Below are 21931 nucleotides of genomic sequence, written 5' to 3' on the forward strand. Positions count from 1 at the left end.
TACTGCTTACTGTTTACTGTTCACTGAAAAAACCCATCTCCCCATTCTAGTTATCTCTAGCTAACTTTTACAGCAATTGGTTTAAGAAGAAACTAAAATGGTAATACAATTAAACTAAGAATAAAATTGGCGGGGCATAATGAGCGAAACTAAAGTAATTAATCGAGAAAATTTACTGGTAAATCTCCGGCAACAACTACGCGCCGGACAACAGGAATTAGCCGATTGGCAAGGGGGAAAAATGGCCATTTCTGCGGTGCCGGGAGCGGGAAAATCTCACAGTTTAGCAGTAGCTGCCGCTATGGTTATTGCTCGTGAGCAACTGCACGCTAAAAAACAGTTAATTATTGTCACCTACACCCGCTCGGCTGCCGCTAGTATTAAAGCTAAAATTAAACAACGCTTGCAAGATTTACAGCTTTCTGCTCAAGGTTTTAGCGTTCAAACTCTGCACGGACTGGCCCTACAATTGGCCCGTCGTTACCCAGAATTATCGGCATTAGACCTCGAATCTTCTACCTTAGTTATTCCGACTCCTAGCCACAGAATTATTAGAAACTCGGTGGAAAAATGGCTAATTGCCGATCCAATTCGTTATCAAAAGTTATTAGAAGGAGTAGAATTTGATGGGGAAGAAACCGAAAGATTACGCCGTCAATCGGTGCTGAGAACCGAAATTTTACCTAGTCTTGCTTATGCGGCCATTCATGAGCTAAAAAGTTCGGGATTATCACCGCAGCAAGTCTGGGAATTAAGCCACTATACCGACGATAATTATCAAATTCTCGCTATGGCTAGTGGTTTGTACGAACAGTATGAAATCCTGATGCGTCAGAAAAACTATATAGATTATGATGACATGATTTTAGGAGCCTTGCGAGTATTAGAGGAAGAAAAAATTCGCCGACAATGGCAAAAATCTGTCTTTGGAGTCTTTGAAGATGAGGCACAGGATTCTAGTCCTCTCCAAGAAAAACTAATTACTATTTTAGCAAAAAATAATGACGGAGAAATACCTAATTTAATTCGCGTCGGCGATCCCAATCAAGCGATTAATTCTACCTTTACTCCCGCCGATCCTGTTTACTTTAATTGGTTTTGTGAAAGTTGTCAAAACGAAGGCAATTTATCCACTATGAACCAAGCAGGTCGCAGCAATACTAAAATTATTGAAGCTGCTAATTTAGTGTTACAATGGGTCGATCGAGATTGGAAACAGGGAAAAGATAATCATAAAGTTACCGAGGCGCCTTTTCGGGTTCAAGCGATTCTTCCCGTCGGTGCTGAAGATCCCCAACCTAATCCAGTTAAAGAGGGAAAAGGATTAGAAATTTATCAACCCGATGACATTTATCAAACAGTAGAATTAATTGAAAAACGTCTAGTTAAATTACTCCAAGAAAATCCTCAACATAATGCCGCTATCCTCGTTAGAGAAAATCGACAAGGACACTTTTTTGCTCAAAAATTCGCCCATTTTTATAAAAGTTATCAAATCAGAATTTTTGAAGCTAACGAGATCGATCGCTTTTCCCAAATTCCCGCCGAAATGCTGAAACTATTAGCTTTTGTCGAACGTCCCCACTCTCCCGATTATCTCAAAGCGGCTTTAGAAGTGCTACAATTTAGGGGTTTAATTACTGCCCAAGACTTAAATCCTTTAGTTACCTATCCCGAACAATTTCTTTATCCCACTCCCCTCGATCCTGAACTGAAATCTAACGAAAAAATCGCCCGTCGTTATTGTTGCAGTTTACTAAAAGCTAGATTAGAATTACCCCATTATCAACTCCTGTCTTTTTTCGCTATGACTCTCCAATATTCGGGGTCAGAATTAGCCACATTGCAAAAATTAACCGCCCGTATTTATCAGGAAACTGCTGGTAATAGTTCTCTGAAAAATACAATTAATACCCTTAATGAAATTATCGCCTCTGAGCGCTTTGAAGGAGTGGAAGAAGATAACGACGATTGTTATACTCGTCCCGGACAACTGACTATTATTACTATGCACAAAGCCAAGGGTTTAGACTGGGATTATGTTTTTATTCCCTTTCTTCATGAAGATATTATCCCCGGCAAACCTTGGGTTCCCAATGGGGCGAAATTTTTGGGAGATTTTACCCTCGCAGAAGTGGCACGAGCGCAAATTCGAGCAGCGGTTCATCAACGCTATTTAAACCCCGACAGCATACCAATTATTCCCCCACCTTTAAGCGCTTGGTTAGAAGCTGGACAACTTAAAAAAGCTGAAGAATACCGACTTTTGTATGTAGCGATGACGCGAGCAAAAAGACTTTTATGGATGTCGAGTGAAAAAAAAGCTCCCTTCCGTTGGAACACTTTTCGCGGAGATGAAAGTAGTCAATTACAGGATAAAAATCCCTGTCCTGTCTTTCCTGTTTTAATCAATGCTTTCCCCGATTCTTTCTGTGTTTAACTGTTGCTGCAGCGTCCGCGGATAAAGAATTAGGAAGACAAACCACCAGAGGAGTATAGGAATAGATAGGAGTAGAGTTAACCAGAGACGCTGAGTTAAAAACCAACAGCCGGCAATCAGGGTAATTCCTGTCAATAAAATCGACCAAGGTTGACACCAACGGGGTTTGTGATCCCAAACGCTACTAGATTTCGAGTTAGACATTGGTTAAGGTTCGGTAATTTACTAACTCAATTTTAGAGCGATCGAGCTTAAAAAACGCTTGGGAAGACCGAAAGAGTAGAAAATTGCTCGATTCACTTATTTAAAAATAACTTCCCCCAATCATAGCCGCTAATAAAATAAAACCGACCCAAACATTTTGACCGAACATTTGACCATAAACTGGTTTGGGTAAATCAGATTGACGTAACAGCTGGTATTGACGCAACCAAGCGATCGCCGCTAGACCCAACCCTAGCCAAAAAGAGGCTGATAACTGCATTTTTTGCCCCTCCCAAGCCAATAAACCCACTGTTATGGCAAAAAAGACCCCCACGGCTTCTGGGGCGTATTTGCCGAAAAATATGGCACTTGAGTTAATACCAACCTTGAGATCATCCTCTCGATCGGACAGAGCATAAATTGTATCAAATGCTAATGTCCAAAAAATCACCGCTCCCCATAATATAAATGTATTGCTATTTAACGACCCGGTGACGGCACTCCAACAGATTAAAACCGCAAAACCCCAAGCGAGAGAAAGAACCAATTGGGGTACAGGAAAAAAACGCTTGGCGAGGGGATAGCAGATAATCAAGGGAACGGCGGCCACACATAGGCAAAAACTCAGGAAATTCAGATATAAAGCTAAAATTGCGGCGCAAAAGAAAGCAATCAGAGCGATAATCAAACCAACCTTGATCGATAAAGCTCTGGCCGCTAAAGGACGGTTACGAGTGCGATCGACTTGTGGATCGATATCCCGATCCCAAAGATCGTTAACCACACAACCGGCGGCGCTAGTGGCCAAAGTTCCCAAAATGATCACCCCGATCAAGGGTAGTGGTGGCACCCCGTCTGCCGCCAAAAATACCGCCCATAAAGCGGGAACCATCAAAATTAACCTACCGGCGGGTTTATCCCAGCGCAAGAGGCGAATAATCGTCATCCAAGTGGGTTCTAGATCGGGTTGGGATATGGTCATAATTTCTCGTAAAAAGTAGAAACTAGGAGTTAAGGGGGTGTGGGGTGTGGGGGGTTGGGTGTGGGGTGTGGGGTTTTGGGGAAGTGGGGTGTGGGAAGTGGGGTTTTGGGGAAGTGGGGTGTGGGGTTTGGGGTGTGGGAAGAATAAATAAAAATAATCTCCTGACGACCGACGACCGGCTACTGACGACCAGCTACTGACTCCTAACCCCACCAGTAAACTTTTTCAGCAAACTCTACTTACTTAACGTGATTACCAGCCCCAACTATTGGGAACGCCTTTAAACGGACCGACCACATCGGAGGTTATCCATCCCCCGTAAAAGTTGCCCGGTTGCGGTTGTACTAATTCCCCGTCGGCATAACAAGCGGTCATTTTCGCAGGATAAAAAGCCAGATAATTCTTAATTGCCTGAAACTCTGGTGTCGGATCCGGATAATACCAAGCGGCGTTAATTGCCTGTTGGTCGCCAACGGTGATATTGTAATATCCGGCTAGACCTTTCCACTCACAAAAAGACTTTTCTGCTGTGGCTTGCAGGTATTCCATTTTAATATCTTGGGGCGGTAGATAATAAACTGGGGGATGACTGGTTTCTAGAACTCGATAACTGCTTTTAGTATCGGCAATTATCACACCATTAAAGATAATTTGTAGGTGTTTAGGCGATAATTCTAGGCGCGGGGGACGAGGATAATCCCAGACGGATTCCTGTCCTGCTTTTGCTGGTATCGGTTGGGGACGAAACATAATTTTTCTTATATTATTCTCCGAGTCAGTAAACAGTAAACAGTATTCAGTTTACTGCTCACTGTTTACTGTTTACTGCTCACTGAAAAGAGTTTTCTCAGGGTTTCCACTCGTTCTCGATTGACATTTAAATCCGATTCTCCTAAGCGGGAGGCCGAGCGAACATCGATCGCATTTTTGCTAGGATTAAGAGAAAATTCCAGATCATCGACAAATCCCATCCATTGACTGCTAAATTCGGCGTAGAGATAGTTACTATCTTGGTTAATAATTTTAGTTCTCGGTTGGGAAGCGATAATTTTAGCTAATTGCTCGATCGCTTTTTCCCCGCTACCCTGATAACTAAGGGGTTCGATCGAATGAGCCGGATCCTGACTCTGACTACTAACACAATTAGGAGTGACCGGACAAGGGGCCAGTTTACCTTCCCTGACTCCCAAATAATCGGGACGAGTACCGGCGAATAAACTGACGCTATCGGGAGCAATTAACCTAATTCCTAGCCAGATGAGCAGTATTCCCAGGAAAATAAACGGGGTTAGCCGGAAAGATTTTTTCACCGTGTCGGAAGTTTCAGTCATGCTAGTCTTACAGAATCACTTCAATTAACTTAACATTGATAGGTGTGACAATATCAGGAGATAGAATAAGATGTTTCTCGATGAATTACAACCCGTTGTTAAAGAACTGATTCAACAACCGATCGCTTTTTTCGGTGGTTTTGCCTCTGGATTACTGCGCTTGAAACTTTCGGACGATCCCCTGAAAACATGGTTAGAACAGCAGGGATTAGTCAGTTTTAACGACAATAATCAGGATAACGGCAACAGTCCCCAGTCGATCTCGATCGATTAGGGATCAGGGGTTAGCTGTTGGGGGTAAGGGTATTCTCCCATCCCCAACACCCCCCGCTTACTACCCCATCAGCTTAACTTGTTGCTGAAAGTAGATAAATTTCCTCGGCTACTCGTTTCAAGCGTCTTAATTGCGCTTCCATATCCTTTTTAGTCCATTTGGCGGCGAATTGCTGGAATCCCCACCCCACAACCGGATTAGGAATCGCAAACTCAAAACGATTGATTAGACAAGTGCCGCCATCATTGGGTTGACATTCCCAGCGATCGCAACCGCGAAAAAAGCCTTCAAATTGCCAGACAATTAACCCCGGTTCTCTCTCAATCACCGTACTTTTCAGCGTTGGCTGAATTAGGGGAATTTGAATCAAAAAACGACTTCTCCCACCGATATCGGTCTTCCAATCGCCGATAGGTTCACAAACTAACACCGGATTCAACCAACGACGCATTAACTCTAAATCCGTGATACAACGCTCCACCGTCGTGGCACTAGCTTTAATCTGAATTGATTGTTCAAATACTTGACAAGATGACATTGATCTGCTTATAAATTACTGGCTGGAATTAAATATAAGATGAACGTAGGTTGGGTTGAAGCATGAAACCCAACGCCTGCATGGGTTACGCTACCGCTAACCCATCCTACAAATAATTGTGCCTCCCTACTTAAATTACTGGCTGAGAATTATCGGTAGTCGGACAAAAATAAAGTTAACTGTGCAGACAAGGCAACAGTAAGGGTTTTGTACTTGGTTACATTTCTTAACATAGTCTTGTTTATAGCCTTTCTCATCAAGATGAAGTGTAACCTAATTTGCTATGGACGACCGGCGATCGACTCCCCAAAACGAAAACTTCCTACCTCATCATTAAGATAACTGCTCTCAAGCTCATTTTTTCACTAGCTTGAGCAACTCTTGAAAACGTTGGCGTAATCTCTCAATATTAGCCGATTTCCCGCCATAACTCCAATCAACGTAGGCGCGAGCAATCTCCGGACCCTAACGAGGGTTGGCTGAATATTACTGGAAGCCTGACTACAAAAGGATTTGACTGATAGTTAGCAAGCACTAATTAATTTACTTGTTGAATAAAAAATCATTAACTGTAACAATATTGGGCTCTTCGTTACTTGTTATGGTTCGATAGGGGGGGCATAAATCGACTAAATCCTTATCTGGCAAGAGACTTAATTGATTAGTTCGCTCTAGAGCAAAACCAATTGACAAAAATCGCTAAATGCCTTTCTCTATAAGGGTTCCATCCCTTATAACCCCCGTCCATTGCATAACACAAACCGAAGAGCCCTAATTAATTTACTTGTTGAATAAAAAATCGGCTCTTCTGGTTTCTGTGTGTAAACGAGGTCTATACTGATAGTTTCTTCTTTCAAAATAGTCCTAAAAGTCTTGCCCAGTAAGCATTTAACCTTACATAAGCAAAAATTATCACACAAAGTCGAGAAGAGCCAAAAATCATTAACTGTAACAATATTGATAGACAGAAAAGGATGTAAAATGAGTAAATCTTGATCTCCTGTAATGATCGATTCTGCTTGACCATTAACGGCTAATTCTAAATATTTATTATCTTTAGTATCTCGGCAAATATCCGTTCTGAATTCCATATTTAAAATAAATTCCACAGTTTCCGAAAAGTCTAATAAAAATTGTTGACGTTCTTCAAGACTAATATAGCGGCCAAATTTTGGTCGCGATAAGACGCTTTCCAGTTCTTGCCAAGTGGCAGAGGACACGATAATGATTCCTAATTGTTGCGCTTTTTTAAAAGCAGTATTGGGTTTACTCTTGGGCGATAAAACAGAACTGATAATAATATTGGTATCGATAACAAAGCGTCTAGTCATCTTCATTTAAGAGAGATTCTAAAATTTCAGGGGTTAATCCTCTCTCTTGTGCTTTTTGTCCAATATTATCCATCGTTTTATATAATTTGTCCAGAGATTCTTTTCTAGATAAATTTGAAGATTGAACATAAAAAGCGATTTTTTTCTCTATTTTTTGACGCTCTTCTTCCGTTGCATTCCAATAAGTTTCAGCAACATCTAAAGGAACTTTGATTCGGATTTCTGTTTGATAGTTTGTCATAATTATATTTTCTTAGTTTAGTAGTAAGTAGTCATGCAAAATTAATTACCTGCCCGATCGAGCTAAAACCCTTACGGGGCAATGATCGTCATGTGTAAATAATTTTGCCTAGGTACTTAAAGAAATTTAGTCGAAATTAATAGCCTCCCTTCCGCCAGCGTTACAGTCTAGAAGTTTCAGTTACTCTAGCGCATTGTTAAACTGATTGTCAAGTTTAGTTACTCTCAATTTAATATCTGTAATTTACTTTGGTTGCGAAAAACCAGCACCGACAGTATAAGCGCCGGGAAAAAATTTTTTGTAAAGATTGGTTATAGCTTGAGTCAGGTTTGGATAATTGGCGCTAAGATTATCGGAGGATTTTCTTTCGGCACTGGTAGAAAACAATTAGGAGGATTTATGATCCCAGTTAATGAGGCTCAACAAAAGTTGCAGGACTTGATTGATTCAGTGACTGTTTCCCACGAACCCATTATTATTGAGGGATGCGATGGTAATGCAGTTTTGCTATCTCAAGGGGATTGGAAATCGGTACAAGAAACGTTATATCTCCTCTCAATTCCGGGGATGCGAGAATCAATTCGGGAGGGACTGGCAACGCCGGTTGAAGAATGTGCTGAGGAGCTAGAATGGTGAGGTGGAAATTGGTTTACACCAAACAGGCGCAGAAAGACGCTAAGAAGCTTAATTCTAGTCATTTAAAAAATAAAGCGCAGATGTTACTTGACATTCTTCAGGTCAATCCATTCCAAAATCCCCCGCCTTAGGAAAAGTTAGTGGGAGATTTGAATGGTGTGTACTCTCGGCGAATAAGCATTCAGCATCGTCTTGTGTACGAAGTTATTCAATCTGAGGGTATAGTTAAAATCCTGCGGATGTGGACACATTATGAATAGCGTTAAGACATCGTTAAATCTAGGATTTGCTGAAAAACTTTTTCGGCAAACCCTAACTATAGGCTCAAGCTCACTTTTTCACCAACTTGACAAATTCTCGAAAACGTTGGCGTAAACTCTCGATATTAGCCGATTTCCCGCCATAACGCCAATCAACGTAGGCGCGAGCAATCTCCTCGATAATATTCGCCACTGGCGGCGGTTGGACGCGGCGGGCGGCGGCGGCGTATTCTAAAGGGGTTTGAGCGGGATGTTTACCATAACCGGCTTCTGTTAAGATTCCTAACATTTGCTGGTATAAACGCTCGATTGGTGGTAGTTTTGCTAACTTGCGACCCCGACGCCAACGATGGAACTGTCCCCATCCTAACCAACCAGCGTAAGCGAAGACGACCCCCACTAAACCACCGAGAATTCCCCCGAAAAGACTGCCGGAAATAAAGCGCCATAACCAGGCCAATAACTGACCGATAGTAACGATAACATTTTCCCAAATCAGACCGAGAAAACCCGTTACTGGAGAGGGCAACCATCCGGCTACCCATTGCCAAAATTGCTTGAGGACGCTAAAAGGTTCCGCTTCCTCAAAGGATGGGGGAATTAATTCGTGACCTGGGATAGGATCGAAAGTGTACCAACCGTAACCAGGGAAAAACACCTCTGTGATGGCGTAAGCGTCCGTATTTTGGACAACATAAAAGCCAGTGAAAGGATTAAACTGGCCAGGGGCAAAACCGGTGGCTAATCGGGCAGGAATACCGATCGAGCGTAACATAATCGTTAACACGGTGGAAAAATGATCGGCGTAACCCCCCTGAAAACGAAATAAAAAGGCCGAGACTAAATCCTCATTTTCGGCTAAAAAGGGCAAATCGGTTTTTAATTCATAGTTTTGCTTTAATGCTTGGGCCAAATATAGGGCCTTCTCGTAGGGAGAGGTTAAAGGTGTGGGAGATTTGGCCAGCAATTCCTCGGTTTTTCGGCGGACTTTCGGGGCAATTTCGGCAGGAATTTGTAAATAATAGTTGAGAATAGACTTAGGGTAGGTTTCTGGGGCCGATCGCAGTTGGCTGCGATTGCGTTCCGGCACTTGTGAGATTACAGTATAAGTTAGCCCTTCCGCTAATCCCCCCGGCGACCTTAAGCTATTTTCTCGGTCAAAAGATACCTGTCGAGTGGGAAAAAAGAGAAACTGGGGCCAAGTAAGAGCAGGGATAATATTCGGTAAACTGGAGACAATGCTGTAGGTTTGGACTACCTGATGGGTTTTGGTCTGGGTTGCGGGTAACGGCACAAAAAAGCGATAAGACCAACGATTGCGATTTAAATCCTCTACTTCTTGATCTCGCGAGATTTGCCAACCTTGACCAGTATAGCGATCAAAGGCCATCGCCCGCCAGAATCCGGGGGCTTGAGAACGTACCCGCATGACTGTCTGGGGAGTCATACTTCCCCGCAAATTTTGGTTGATTTGGCTGTTAAAACCGTAATAAAAGGTAGAATCTAACTGTCCTGACCCTGTAGTGGGACTATTACCGCCATTTACGCCACCATTCCCCGTTTCACCCTCGCGCACATAGCCGGGGTTAACGATTTGTCGGTCTCCCTGTTCAAAATCCTGATTTTCCATACCTGCTGGACTATTGACGGGAAAAGATTGAATTTGATAACCCGGAAAACGCGGCATCAGAGCAAAAATTGTCAATCCCAAGAGGAGAATTGTCAGAAAGAAAATCCCGAAACGTTTGGGAGAAAGGGGAGAATTTTGCAGGGAAACTAATTTTTTTGTGGCTAGACGGGGGGGTTTCTTTGAGAAGAAAGGGAGACTCTGATTGAGATTATCTAAACCTAAACGAGAACGATAGTCTAAAACTAGGGTAGGTAGGGATAAAAGCAGAAAGAGGATTAACCAAGGCGCAAAAGCGAGGGTTTGGGAGATTGTCCCGGCGACTCCCAAGAGAATTAAACCGATTACCATAGAATACCCTAAATCTTTGCGTCGGGGCAGGTCAAAACTATGGAGAATTTGTAATTGAATTAATAATTGTGTTAGAGCAATGCGACTATCCTGCATCGCAACGATATCACCCAAGAATAGCGCCAACACCACTAACATTCCGATCGCTATACAAAATTTTGCCCCAATATTGCGCTTTTTCCTGCGTCGCCAACTCCAGATTCCGCCGATAATACTGAGAGGAACCGCCCAAATACTGGTATAACTATCGGTAGCCACATCGGTGGCGATAATACCGACGATTACTAACGCTTGCACCAGAATTCTTAAAATAATCGATTCCTCGGTTTCTGGCAAGGGAGAAGATTCTATCTTTTGCCAGAGGGTTTTTAAGGAAGGTCTTGGACGAGCGGCACTGCTAACCATAGGCTAAATTGGGAGAAGGATAAAGAAGTTAATTTTATATTTCCCAGTTCTAATCTCGATCGCTCCATGGGGTAAAGTGGATTTTAGATGTCAGGAGATAGGAAAATAGGGAGATAGGGAGATAGGGAGATAGGGTGATAGGGAAATAGGGTGATAGGGTGATAGGGAAATAGGGTGATAGGGAAATAGGGAGATAAGGAGAAAAAAGCTGATGACTGATGACTGATGACTGATGACTGATGACTGATAACTGATGACTGATGACTGATAACTGATTACTGATTACTGATTACTGACCTATGATAGCCGTTACCAACCCTGAAATTTTACCGTTACTTCATCCCCTGATTGGACAATTAGCCACAGCAATTCTGTCCCACTGGGAAAATTATCTTGATTTGTCCCCCTTTGAGTTACCCGAAGGTTTAGGCTATGTGGAGGGACGTTTAGAAGGGGAAAAATTAATTATCGAGAATCGCTGCTATCAAACTCCCCAGTTCCGCAAAATGCACCTAGAATTGGCTAAACTGGGCAATGGTTTGGATATTCTCCACTGTGTCATGTTCCCCCGTCCAGAATATCCGCTGCCGATGTTTGGATGTGATATAGTCTCCGGCAAAGCGGGAATCAGTGCCGCTATTGTGGATCTTTCTCCCACCAGTAGCGATAAAACTCTCCCTAGTGCCTATAATCAAGCTTTAGCGGCTTTACCTGGGGTCGATTTCGCTCAAGCTCGTGATTTGCCGCCTTGGGGTCATATTTTCTCGGAATATTGTCTGTTTATTCGTCCCGAAACCGCCGCCGAGGAACGACAATTTTTACAAAGAGTAACAGATTTCTTGACAATTCACTGCAAATGTGCTATGGAAAGTCAGCCCCTTTCCGGAGAAGAAGCGCGCATTTATTTACAGGGACAACGGGATTATTGTAGTCAACAGCAAAAAAACGATAAAACTCGGCGTGTACTAGAAAAAGCCTTTGGTTGGGAATGGGCAGAGCGTTATATGACAGGTGTTCTCTTCGATTTACCCGATTAAACTGAACTATCCCTTCCCCCCTTGCTCCTAGGGTTGATTCATCGTAGGGTTGATTCATGAATCAACCCTACCATTAATATGGGGGGAGCCGACAATTTTTAACACCTACCCACTTAATTTAGAGATTTTCTGCAACCTCATCGCTATTTTTCCCATTTTTGAACTCTCAAAAATTAATTAGGGCGGAAGTCTCTTGAAACTTAACAATATTAACAGACAAGGACGGGAAAATAATTGCTAGATTGGGTTAGGTACAGTCAAATGTAACCGCGAGAACAAGAGAAAAAAGGCGGTTTTGCTAGGTAAAACCGTCAAAAGGCCTTAGCTTAATTTCTCGATTCTGACGATTAAATAAATATTAAAACAGCCGATGAATCTAACGAACTTTCCTTGGTTAACTGTCATCATCCTTTTTCCCATCGTCGCCGCTTTATTGGTTCCCATAATTCCCGATAAAGACGGTAAAACCGTGAGATGGTTTGCTCTGACGGTGGGATTAATCGACTTTGCCCTAATTATCTACGCTTTCTATAGCAGTTACGATTTCGCTAATCCCAATCTGCAATTAGTGGAAAGTTACCAATGGTTGCCAGAAATTGACCTAAGATGGTCTTTAGGAGCCGATGGCCTCTCCATGCCTCTGATTATCTTAACGGGATTTATTACCACTCTAGCTATCTTAGCGGCTTGGCCGGTCACTTTTAAACCGAAACTATTCTACTTCCTGATGCTGTTGATGTACGGGGGACAGATTGCGGTGTTTGCCGTACAGGATCTGTTACTGTTCTTCCTCGTCTGGGAATTAGAATTAGTCCCCGTCTATCTGATCCTCTCTATTTGGGGCGGTAAACGCCGTCTCTACGCAGCCACCAAATTTATCCTTTACACCGCCGGAGGCTCTCTCTTCATCCTTGTAGCGGCGCTGACGATGGCTTTTTATGGCGATACCGTCTCCTTTGACATGGTGACTATTGCTGGCAAGGATTTCCCCCTGAAACTGCAATTATTCCTCTACGCCGGTTTTCTGATTGCCTACGGGGTAAAACTGCCGATTTTCCCCCTCCATACTTGGCTACCGGATGCCCACGGCGAAGCCACTGCCCCCGCCCATATGTTACTAGCGGGAATTTTGCTTAAAATGGGTGGTTATGCGCTCTTACGGATGAATATGGGGATGTTACCCGATGCTCACGCCGTTTTCGCTCCCGTTTTGGTGATTTTAGGGGTAGTTAATATTATCTACGCCGCCTTAACCTCTTTTGCCCAACGCAATCTTAAGCGCAAAATTGCCTATTCTTCCATCTCTCACATGGGATTTGTCCTGATTGGCATGGCTTCCTTTACCGATATTGGTACAAGTGGGGCGATGTTACAGATGATTTCCCACGGACTGATTGGGGCGAGTTTATTCTTTATGGTCGGTTGTACCTACGATCGCACCCATACCCTGATGTTAGACGAGATGGGCGGTGTCGGCAAGAAAATGAAGAAAGTTTTTGCCATGTGGACCACCTGTTCCCTCGCTTCCCTGGCTTTGCCCGGGATGAGCGGTTTTGTGGCGGAATTAATGGTATTTATCGGTTTTGCCACCAGTGATGCCTATAGTCCCACTTTCCGCGTCATCATCGTCTTTTTAGCGGCTATCGGTGTCATTCTCACCCCGATTTATCTCTTGTCCATGTTGCGAGAAATTCTCTACGGGCCGGAAAATAAGGAATTAGAAGAACACCATGCCCTCGTCGATGCGGAACCCCGGGAAGTCTTTATCATCGCCTCTCTATTAGTGCCAATTATCGGCATTGGACTCTATCCCAAAGTGGCGACGACGATTTACGATGCTACCACCAATAAATTAACCGCCCTAGCGCGTAATTCCGTCCCCAGTTTAGTGCAACAGGCTAAAGTGAAAACCCCTAGTTTCTCCCTTTATTCCCTAAAAGCACCCGAAATTTAAATGTAGGGTGGGTTAGGCGACGACAAGTTAAGCAGTTAACCAATAATTAAAAATTCGCCGTAACCCACCACATTATTGATCAAGAGAGGACTTATCAGGAATAAGTAGCTTTAACAGAAACAATATCTGACTTATTTCGGAACGCATAGCTCTGATCTCACCTTCAATCACATCAAAGCGTTTTGATATTGAATTCTTGTCATAATCAATAGGCATCGAGTCTTGAGTAGATAGATTGTTGAGTTTATTAGCAAGAGCTGCCCAACTATTAGCTTTTAATCCAAAATAATACTTAGCTTCATTTAGCGTTCTAAACTGCTGCTTAAGAGTATCAACAGTGAAGTTGATTGTCTGATAAACGCAAGCTTGGTTGTCTAGATCTTCCTCAACCATATCAACAACCTCACGAATAAGTTGATCGTGATTTTCACTAATCTGAGCGGCGGCTCCTAGTATACGAGAGGTCGCTTTAATCTGCAATTCAGTATCTTGTTGAAGCTGATCGGCAATTTTACGAACTTGTTCCCCCAATGTGCCTTTACGCTTTGGCTCTAGAGCAGGTGTTAACTCTTGACTCATGAAAAATCTCCTTTATTCCTGGACTTCCCCCGTATAAACATACTAGCTATGGCTAAAAGTCTTACAGAGCCTGAGTTCAAGCAATACAATACCAATGAACTACTGGACACAAAATCCTGAAGTTCTTACGCCGATAGGGTTTGAGGCAAAAATTTTCAAATTTGACCTTTAGACCATTATAGCTTGTTTCGGGGCAGAAAATCAGCAAAAACATGGCTACAGAGGGAATCCCTTACTCTAGAGATTAATGACACTATCTGTTAAAATCAGGTTAGCGATCACTATACAGCCAACTCTACGGAATCGCTCTACTCCAGATACAGTCAGCGGTACAGCCATTTTCAAGTGAAAAATGTACCCAGTAGTCTCTTTTCAATTTTTTCTTAGAAGCGACCTGCAGTAAGGGTTTTGTTAATTTTTTAGTATTTATGTATGGGGGAAGTCCAGTTATTCAGAAAGGATATCTTTAATGGCAAGCCAAATGCGTTTGAGCTTTTGCAGCAAACCAACTGGATTACCAGTAGATTCCACTTCTACCGAATCAACTAATTGTTGAATCCTATCCATACGCTCTGCTAAAGCATAAAGGTTATTCACCGCCTCATCCTTGCTTGCCAACGATTCACGCAGTAGAACAACCATTTCAGCAATTTCCTGCTTTAGACGCTCATTTTCAATTTTACGGCGAGTTTCCCAACCCTTGATGCCAGCCTTTGAGCGTCTTTCTCGTTTAAGCAGCTCTTGGGCTTCATTATACAGAGTCAGATATTGCGTCCGCTGGGCATCTGCTTCTTGATATTTGGCTATTAATTCAACAGTTTTTGCCTTCTCTTCGTTATAAAGACAAAGAGTTTGCTGATATCTTTGCTGCTCACTAAGATAGAGTTGATTATTCTGCGTTGCACGCTGCTCCCATTCATCAACTGCAAGCTGTGAAGTCTGAAGCTGTTGCTGCAATTGAGCTTTTTCCTGCTGCAACAAAAACTTATCACCTCTAGCATTATCTCGCTGCTGTTTCAGTTCAAGATAAGAGGGTGGCTCTGGCTGCCGAGAGCGAGGATTGTTGCGCTCATTATCACTATTAGAATCTCGGCGATCCGCCCTTCGCATCCCTGGCATAATTCAACCTCCGAAGCAGATATCCCTATAACTTGAGTCTTCCCAAATCAACGGAACGAGATAGCATTCGACAAGCTAAACCTCCTAATGAATCAATCAGTATCGATCACACTAAAAAATAACTTGACGGACACTATCACTACTAAGAGTTAAAGCGACCTAACGACTTAATCAAGAGGCAATCGCCACTCTCAACTTAAATCTAAAATATCATATTTGTCCGCTCCGATGATTTGCCATAACCCGATTACTTCTTAATTCTTAACTGTAGCGAGCATCAATAATCTTGGCGAACTGAACAACGAAGTCAGCTATTTTTAATTGCGTAATCCTTGCTCAAATAGCGACTATTGAGACTTAAACAAAAACTGAGGTAACAATAGTTAGGGTCTGCTGAAAAAGTTTTTCCTGGGGGTAGGAGTCAGTAGCCGGTCGTCAGGAGCCGGTCGTTTTAGGCTTTGTTGCCCTTGTTTTTTGTACCAAGCGATGTACTACAAGAAGGATAATGCAAGGTTTTTGAACGTCCCAATCCTATTTTCTTGCACTAACATCGGACTTTAACAGGTCAAAAGCTTTATTTTAAAAGGGTTTTACCATTATTCAGCAAACCCTAGTTAAATAGTTTCAAACCTATAGCAGTAAGCCATCAGCTTTGAATCAGTTATATAGGAAGTTGTCGTTTTCTTTTCACTGTTTACTGATTACTGTTCACTGATAACTGAAAAATCCCTACCCTACCCAATCACCTCGTGTAAATCCGTCGGTGCGAGATTAGGATAAACCACTTCACCATCCTTAAACCAAATAATGCGCTGAGAGTGACGCGCCACATCAGCCTCATGAGTTACCATGACGATAGTAATGCCACTGTTATTCAATTCCGAGAAAATAGCCATCACCTCTTGGGTAGTTTTCGAGTCTAGCGCCCCCGTCGGTTCATCAGCAAGTAATAATATGGGTTGATTGACAATTGCCCTAGCAATAGCAACGCGCTGCTGTTGTCCCCCCGATAATTGATTGGGTTTATTGTGCAGTCGATTATCCAATTTTACCTTCGTTAAAGCAGCGATCGCTCTTTCCTTTCTTTCTTGGGGAGAAACCCCACCATAAATCATCGGTAACATGACATTTTCCAGCGCACTCATCTGGGGTAAAAGATGGAATTGCTGGAAAACAAAGCCGATTTTGCGATTGCGAATCTGGGCTAAATCCCCATCCGGCAGCGTGGAAACGTCCAGATTTTCTAGATAATAGGACCCCGAGGTGGGACGATCAAGACAGCCGATAATATTCATGGCTGTGGATTTTCCCGAACCCGAAGCCCCCATAATAGCGCAATATTCCCCTTTTTTTAGGCTTAAATTGATGTTATTGAGGGCTTTAACCATGGTTTCGCCACTGCCGTAGATTTTAGACACATTTTCGAGGCGAATAATTACTGGCTGATAGACTTCGGCTTTATCGTTGCGTTCGCTGAGAGAGGAAGTATCAAAACTCATGAAATAATATAGAGATAAAACCATTAAATGCAGCTATTCTAACCTGAGCAATTCTCCATTCAAGCAACATCCTTGAGAAAACCGACCAAAGGCAAGAAAACTGGCGCTAAATTCGATCGAGCCACGGCTAAACAGGGATAGGATCGATCACTATAATTTTCCCCCACCTGTAAGGGAAAAATCTTTTCTCCTAAAGAGATAAATACCCCGCCGGCGGCCTGTAGAATTGCCCAAACCGCAGCAATATCCCAGACTTTTGGGGTTGCTTCCACTCCTCCCAAGACAGTGCCATCGGCAACCAAAAGCAGATTATAACTAGCCACTCCTATCATCCGCACTTTGCAGGGAAAGGGGTTTTTAAATACACCTGTACTACGAGCGCAGAGATTAAACAGATGATTTTTGCTGGGAAAATCGTCGCTGGTGTGAATCGGTTGACCATCGCAGTAGGCCCCCTCTGGACCGGTTAAACCCGTCTCACCGTACCAATAACCATAATAGGCCTGTTTCAGGCAGGGGAGATAAACAAATCCGAACACAGGAGTCCCCCGGTAGAGAAGTCCTAGGGAAATGCCCCAGATGGGAATACCGCGAGTAAAATTAGTCGTGCCGTCGATTGGATCCACTACCCAACACCATTCTTGATCCGGGAAAATATGGGTAGTTTCCTCGGTTAGGACTCCATGATCCTGGAAAGTGCGGGCAATTAATGATCGCAATTCGCCATCGGACCAACGGTCGGCAGCCGTCACTAAAGTCCCGTCTGCTTTATTGGTGGCCTGTAATTTGCCAAAATCAGCTACTAGGCGATCGCCCACCTGCTCGGTAGCCTGATAACAAAAGTCTAAAACCTGACTCCAAAAAGTTTCCATAATTTTCTCGTTCGTCTTCTAGTAGAATATTAAATCATTGTCTAAACTTAGGTAGTCGAGATTGAGCGCGGAAGCCCACCAGGAGATCAGACTAGCTACCCGTCTAGAAGCGATACTTTACCTAAAAGGGCAGCCTGTCCCCTTAACCGAGATGGTGAGATTAACCAACAGCGATCGCTTGACGGTGGAAGATGCCATGATCGAGTTAATGTCCGATTATGCACACCGGGATAGTGCCTTGGAAGTGGTGGAAACCCCCCTCGGTTATAGTTTACAATTGCGGTCAGCTTATCAGAATTTGATCGAAGACCTGATCCCGGCCGAATTAGGCACAGGAACCCTCCGTACTTTAGCAGCGATCGCACTAAAAGAACCGATTTTACAAGCGGATTTAATTAATTTACGAGGCAGTACGGCCTATCAACAGGTTCAGGACTTGGTAGAACGAGGATTTGTGAGAAAACGCAAGCAAAATGAAGGTAGATCGTACTGGTTAGAATTAACCGATAAATTTCATCAATATTTCGAGGTTGACAATCTTAGAGAACAGGGTATTCTGGAAGCTACCGATCGGGAATAAGGAGAGAGAGAGTATATTAAGGGTGAATGTTTGATCACTGAGCTAAACTTGAAGAAGATGGGGGGGACTTCAGGCAATCAAGAAGAGCGATTTGTTAACCTAAATCTAATAACCACTACAGCGTGGGAGTTCTGATGACTTTTAATCCTGATTTTTTTCCCTGGGAAACCGAAGAACAAAATGATAACTGTCTGATGCAGTATCTCCAGCAGCAGCATCCTGAAACCCTTGAGAGAATAGCCCAATCCGTCAGTAGCGAAATTAAGGATATTATCTCGCAAAACGTCAGGGGATTGGTGGGAATGCTGCCCTCAGAGGATTTTGCGGTACAAATTACCACCGACCGCGAGAATTTGGCTAATCTTCTCGCTTCAGCGATGATGACGGGTTATTTCCTCGGTCAAGTGGAGAAGCGCCATCATTTAGAATCAATTTTGTTAGCTACAGAATCAATTAAATTAGGCAAAAAACCAAAAATAGATTAATCTTCACCCCAAAAAGATAGAGACACTTTCATCGGTGTCTCTATCGGTTTTTAGCCCCCTTTGGCAAAACTCACCATCACTAAAATCGAGAGCAGGATACCGGGGACAAGTAAACCCGCTAATAATCCAAATTCAGTCAGCGTCATAGGAAAATATGCCCAAAATTCCATCACTTCCCACTCTAACCCCCTCTTCCGGCCACCTCAACAAAGCTTAAGGAAAATTTAAAGCCTTTTACCAGTTTTTCTCCTATCAGTTGTCCGACTAGACAAACCAAAAAGAGTCTTTTTGATGTTGCCAAGCGGTTTATAAGTAGCTGGTTATAATTAAATTAAAAATGGATTTTAGGTTCGATCCCCCCTGCCCCCCCTTGATAAGGTAGGGTTGATTCATGAATCAACCCTACGCTTGATAAGGGGGGTGTCTGATAATTTTTAACGCCTACCTACTTAATTCTTTTTTCAGCGCTTCGTATAAAGCTGAATAATCTTGTTCTGCTAATCCCATTTCTAAAGCTTTTTCCAGAAGGCTCTGTACTCCTGTTAGGGGAAAAGTGGTTAAATCTAACTTCTCCGATTCCTCTAAAAAGAGATTGACATCTTTGAGTAAATGTTTAGTGGGAAAATTAGGGTTAGCATAATTTTCTTCTAACATTCTGGTTAATTTTTTGTCAAAAGTAGGCGCATATAAGGCACTTTGACGCAGGATAGTCATGAACTTTTCTAGATCTACTCCTTGCTGGGATAAAAAAGCTAAACTCAAAGCAAAAGCACTGGTTAGAGAGGCAATTAATTGATTTAAAGCTAATTTTAACGCCGATGCGGTTCCCACTTCCCCGATTAACATCGGTTCTTGACCAAAATGTGCTAATAAATTTGACCATTGATGAAACTGTTTTTCTGTTGCTCCCACCATAACTAAGAGAGTCCCATTTTTAGCTTCGGGAATACTTCCTAACACGGGTGCTTCTAGATATTCTCCCCCTTTAGCCACAATTTGATCTCGCAGTTGTTTACTTTCAGAAGGAGCAATAGTTCCCATCTGGATAATAGTCCGATTATTAAAGTTAGATTGCTCGGAATTTAATCCTAAAACCTCTTGGATAGCGGCGGCATTAGTTAACATTAAAATCAGACAATCTGCCTCTTGAATGACTTGCTCGGAACAGCTAACTGTTTTGGCTCCTAACTGCTGTAAAGGTGTCAATTTTTCCAAGGTGCGATTATAGGCAATAACAGGAATTTTCTGATTTAATAATCTTTCTACCATTGGCGTTCCCATTAATCCCGTTCCCAAAATTCCAACTTTCATAACTTAATTTTACCTGATTTAGTGATTAGTTTTTACTGGTTTTTATGGCTGTCCAATGACGTTCGGAAGACTGATAAATTTTAACATTTTTTAATCCCGATTGCTGGATTAAATCTTCGATTTCTGCTAGGGTAAAAGCGGCCTGGAGAGAATCCTTAAATAGTTGCGCTTGTCGGGGAGAAAAATTAGGATCGATTTCCCTCACCATCCCCTGGATTATTTCCTCGGAATCGGGACGGAATAAATCTCTTAAAAAAATGCCACCATTGGGTTTTAAAACTCGCTTAATTTCCCTTAAAAAAGGCAGAGGATTTTCGAGATGGTGGATTAAACTATTAGAAATAACTAAATCAAATTGCTCGGATTGGTAGGGAAGATTTTTTCCATCAACTTTTTCTAATTTGATCTGTTCTTGACAGTTAGCACTCAGGATATTTTTTTGACCAATTTCTAACATAGAATCGGCCAGATCAATAGCGATAATTTGCCATTGGGGACGCAGTTGACAGAGCATAATCGGAATGCGTGCAGTACCGGTTCCCACATCTAATACCCTAGCATTAATACCGGCCAATTGTACGGCTTCTTTAGCAAAATTAGTATTAACTTCGGTGAAGTCCATGGCATCATATTCGATCGCTTCTTCCCGATCATCCATTACTTCCGGTTCTAAAATTCTTTCCATAGAAAAGCTATCCTTAAGGATTACAATATTCACAATACATCGGATCGGCAGTTTTTTGACCGTTGGGAAAGAGTTTTTCCTCTCGATAATCACACCTTTGACAACCGTATAGTTCCAGTTTAATTAAAGAGGTGGGAAAGTGACATAAACCACAGGGTAAACCCGATGTTCTTTCGATAATATCAAACCCCGGACAACCACAATTAGGACATAATTGATTAAGTTTCTGCACCAGATTTGCTGTCGCAGCTGCAATTGCTTTCATCCGCGTGGGATTGTGCATAGCACGCATATCGGTTTCTAGGTGTACCTTGCCGTTTTTGTCAAGAATATCTTCAACAATTTTAACGAAATTTTTCTCGTCAGTAATTCCCTTAAAAATCTGCTCGGAGTCGAGAGAATTTTTATCAAACATCACCACTAAACCATGACTAGGAAAGCCGATTTTTTCGGCAAATTCTAAAGCAGCTGCTAGATTAGTTACAGTTTGGTGAGCGTGATTAGTTTCCGTGACTATTGCTTGACCAATTATTTCTAGATTATGGACTCGATCGAGCAATAAAATCAATTCACGATTACAGGAAACTAGCGGCAAGTGGGGATAGGGATAAAAACTACCCTCACTAGCAATTCCGATATCGTATCCCGAAAGCTCGATCGCTTGTTGTGCCTTCCTGCGAGCGGTTTCAATTTGTGTCCCGATGCGCTTAATATCCCGGGTAAAAGTGCCAAAGCGATCGGTATTAAAATTATCGGGTACAATCACCTTAAGGCCTATTTCTTGCGCTAAAATCGGTGCAATCACCCGCTCTTTTCCGTGCATAGTCCCTAAAATTGCTATCCGATCTTGAAACATCTTTGTCAAGTAAAAAGGAGACAGGAGACAAATTCACCTGATAACTGATGGTGGGTTACGGCGAATACTAAATAGGTGGTAAAATATCTAAGTTATTGTCGCCTAACCCACCCTACGCTAACTTGAAACATCTTTGTCAAGTAAAAAGGAGACAGGAGACAAATTCACCTGATGACTGATGGTGGGTTACGGCGAATACTAAATAGGTGGTAAAATATCTAAGTTATTGTCGCCTAACCCACCCTACGCTAACTTGAAACATCTTTGTCAAGTAAAAAGGAGACAGGAGACAAATTCACCTGATAACTGATGGTGGGTTACGGCGAATACTAAA

21 protein-coding genes and 2 pseudogenes are annotated in these 21931 nt (G+C 42.6%); 8 read left to right on the top strand and 15 right to left on the bottom strand.

Annotation, left to right across the window (positions count from 1 at the left end; translation table 11 throughout):
• Window positions 1-139 precede the first annotated feature (139 nt).
• Entirely contained in the window at window positions 140-2440 is a 2301-nt protein-coding gene (locus tag VL20_RS04630; RefSeq protein ID WP_052275751.1) for an ATP-dependent helicase, read from the top strand.
• Here the strand turns inward: VL20_RS04630 and VL20_RS04635 are convergent.
• From VL20_RS04635 to VL20_RS04650, 4 genes are all read right to left on the bottom strand, one after another.
• Window positions 2405-2644: a DUF6737 family protein gene (locus VL20_RS04635; RefSeq protein WP_016514583.1), complete on the bottom strand. Its 240-nt coding sequence runs from the start codon at window positions 2642-2644 to the stop codon at window positions 2405-2407. The genes VL20_RS04630 and VL20_RS04635 overlap by 36 nt on opposite strands.
• 100 nt (window positions 2645-2744) lie before the next feature.
• Window positions 2745-3626 (bottom strand): 4-hydroxybenzoate solanesyltransferase, encoded by an 882-nt coding sequence (locus VL20_RS04640; RefSeq protein ID WP_052278382.1) that lies wholly within the window; start codon window positions 3624-3626, stop codon window positions 2745-2747.
• A gap of 252 nt (window positions 3627-3878) precedes the next feature.
• The gene (locus VL20_RS04645; RefSeq protein ID WP_052275752.1) at window positions 3879-4376 is read right to left on the bottom strand and encodes a DUF427 domain-containing protein; all 498 of its coding nucleotides are present in this window, start codon (window positions 4374-4376) and stop codon (window positions 3879-3881) included.
• 65 nt (window positions 4377-4441) lie between these two features.
• Window positions 4442-4957, bottom strand: coding sequence for a DUF1499 domain-containing protein (locus VL20_RS04650; RefSeq protein WP_002788005.1), 516 nt, complete (start codon window positions 4955-4957; stop codon window positions 4442-4444).
• 70 nt (window positions 4958-5027) lie between these two features.
• Between VL20_RS04650 and VL20_RS04655 the strand changes: the two genes are divergently transcribed.
• On the top strand, window positions 5028-5231 hold the full coding sequence (locus tag VL20_RS04655; protein WP_002788007.1) for a ssl0294 family protein: 204 nt from the start codon (window positions 5028-5030) through the stop codon (window positions 5229-5231).
• A gap of 73 nt (window positions 5232-5304) precedes the next feature.
• On the opposite strand, the gene VL20_RS04660 is transcribed toward VL20_RS04655, so the two are convergent.
• From VL20_RS04660 to VL20_RS04670, 3 genes and pseudogenes are all read right to left on the bottom strand, one after another.
• Complete coding sequence (locus VL20_RS04660; RefSeq protein ID WP_002778570.1) at window positions 5305-5769, bottom strand: SRPBCC family protein; 465 nt, start codon at window positions 5767-5769, stop codon at window positions 5305-5307.
• A 935-nt stretch (window positions 5770-6704) separates the two neighbouring features.
• Window positions 6705-7106: pseudogene (locus VL20_RS04665) on the bottom strand (putative toxin-antitoxin system toxin component, PIN family); the annotation flags it as partial.
• Window positions 7093-7341 (bottom strand): hypothetical protein, encoded by a 249-nt coding sequence (locus tag VL20_RS04670; RefSeq protein ID WP_052275753.1) that lies wholly within the window; start codon window positions 7339-7341, stop codon window positions 7093-7095. The pseudogene VL20_RS04665 and the gene VL20_RS04670, both read right to left, overlap by 14 nt.
• 318 nt (window positions 7342-7659) lie before the next feature.
• Between VL20_RS04670 and VL20_RS04675 the strand changes: the two genes are divergently transcribed.
• Together VL20_RS04675 and VL20_RS04680 are read left to right on the top strand one after the other, a co-directional pair.
• Window positions 7660-7977 carry a type II toxin-antitoxin system Phd/YefM family antitoxin gene (locus VL20_RS04675; protein WP_249264801.1) on the top strand — a complete coding sequence of 106 codons (318 nt, stop codon included), beginning with the start codon at window positions 7660-7662 and terminating at the stop codon, window positions 7975-7977.
• Window positions 7971-8237 (top strand): annotated as a pseudogene (locus tag VL20_RS04680) (Txe/YoeB family addiction module toxin). Before VL20_RS04675 ends, VL20_RS04680 begins: the two are co-directional and overlap by 7 nt.
• A gap of 70 nt (window positions 8238-8307) precedes the next feature.
• On the opposite strand, the gene VL20_RS04685 reads toward VL20_RS04680, so the two are convergent.
• Window positions 8308-10620, bottom strand: a complete 2313-nt coding sequence (locus VL20_RS04685) for a transglutaminase TgpA family protein (protein WP_052275754.1) — start codon at window positions 10618-10620, stop codon at window positions 8308-8310.
• Window positions 10621-10919: 299 nt separating this feature from the next.
• Between VL20_RS04685 and VL20_RS04690 the strand changes: the two genes are divergently transcribed.
• Complete coding sequence (locus tag VL20_RS04690; protein WP_052275755.1) at window positions 10920-11657, top strand: phycocyanobilin:ferredoxin oxidoreductase; 738 nt, start codon at window positions 10920-10922, stop codon at window positions 11655-11657.
• Between the two features lie 370 nt (window positions 11658-12027).
• Window positions 12028-13611 (top strand): photosynthetic/respiratory NAD(P)H-quinone oxidoreductase subunit D1, encoded by a 1584-nt coding sequence (gene ndhD1 / locus VL20_RS04695; RefSeq protein ID WP_052275756.1) that lies wholly within the window; start codon window positions 12028-12030, stop codon window positions 13609-13611.
• Window positions 13612-13683: 72 nt separating this feature from the next.
• Here ndhD1 and VL20_RS04700 read toward each other — a convergent pair whose 3' ends face one another.
• The 4 genes from VL20_RS04700 to VL20_RS04715 all read right to left on the bottom strand — a co-directional run bounded on the left by VL20_RS04700 (window position 13684) and on the right by VL20_RS04715 (window position 17680).
• Window positions 13684-14190, bottom strand: coding sequence for a hypothetical protein (locus tag VL20_RS04700; protein WP_002768563.1), 507 nt, complete (start codon window positions 14188-14190; stop codon window positions 13684-13686).
• A 447-nt stretch (window positions 14191-14637) separates the two neighbouring features.
• The gene (locus VL20_RS04705) at window positions 14638-15309 is read right to left on the bottom strand and encodes a hypothetical protein (protein ID WP_002762999.1); all 672 of its coding nucleotides are present in this window, start codon (window positions 15307-15309) and stop codon (window positions 14638-14640) included.
• A gap of 734 nt (window positions 15310-16043) precedes the next feature.
• Complete coding sequence (locus VL20_RS04710) at window positions 16044-16808, bottom strand: ABC transporter ATP-binding protein (RefSeq protein ID WP_052275757.1); 765 nt, start codon at window positions 16806-16808, stop codon at window positions 16044-16046.
• A gap of 59 nt (window positions 16809-16867) precedes the next feature.
• Window positions 16868-17680, bottom strand: coding sequence for an inositol monophosphatase family protein (locus VL20_RS04715; RefSeq protein ID WP_052275758.1), 813 nt, complete (start codon window positions 17678-17680; stop codon window positions 16868-16870).
• Window positions 17681-17741: 61 nt separating this feature from the next.
• Here VL20_RS04715 and scpB point away from each other — a divergent pair, with 61 nt between their 5' ends.
• Together scpB and VL20_RS04725 are read left to right on the top strand one after the other, a co-directional pair.
• Window positions 17742-18260, top strand: a complete 519-nt coding sequence (gene scpB / locus VL20_RS04720; RefSeq protein WP_081417800.1) for an SMC-Scp complex subunit ScpB — start codon at window positions 17742-17744, stop codon at window positions 18258-18260.
• Window positions 18261-18394: 134 nt separating this feature from the next.
• Window positions 18395-18745 (top strand): DUF760 domain-containing protein, encoded by a 351-nt coding sequence (locus VL20_RS04725; protein ID WP_002735620.1) that lies wholly within the window; start codon window positions 18395-18397, stop codon window positions 18743-18745.
• Window positions 18746-19186: 441 nt separating this feature from the next.
• Here the strand turns inward: VL20_RS04725 and VL20_RS04730 are convergent, their stop codons facing one another.
• From VL20_RS04730 to VL20_RS04740, 3 genes are read right to left on the bottom strand one after another with little or no spacing between them, the layout of a single operon-like run.
• Window positions 19187-20056, bottom strand: a complete 870-nt coding sequence (locus VL20_RS04730; protein ID WP_052275759.1) for an NAD(P)-dependent oxidoreductase — start codon at window positions 20054-20056, stop codon at window positions 19187-19189.
• A 25-nt stretch (window positions 20057-20081) separates the two neighbouring features.
• On the bottom strand, window positions 20082-20741 hold the full coding sequence (locus VL20_RS04735; RefSeq protein ID WP_002763008.1) for a class I SAM-dependent methyltransferase: 660 nt from the start codon (window positions 20739-20741) through the stop codon (window positions 20082-20084).
• A gap of 13 nt (window positions 20742-20754) precedes the next feature.
• Window positions 20755-21597: a DUF6671 family protein gene (locus VL20_RS04740; protein WP_052275760.1), complete on the bottom strand. Its 843-nt coding sequence runs from the start codon at window positions 21595-21597 to the stop codon at window positions 20755-20757.
• Window positions 21598-21931: the final 334 nt, after the last annotated feature.

The organism is Microcystis panniformis FACHB-1757 (genome assembly GCF_001264245.1).
Lineage (GTDB): Bacteria > Cyanobacteriota > Cyanobacteriia > Cyanobacteriales > Microcystaceae > Microcystis > Microcystis panniformis.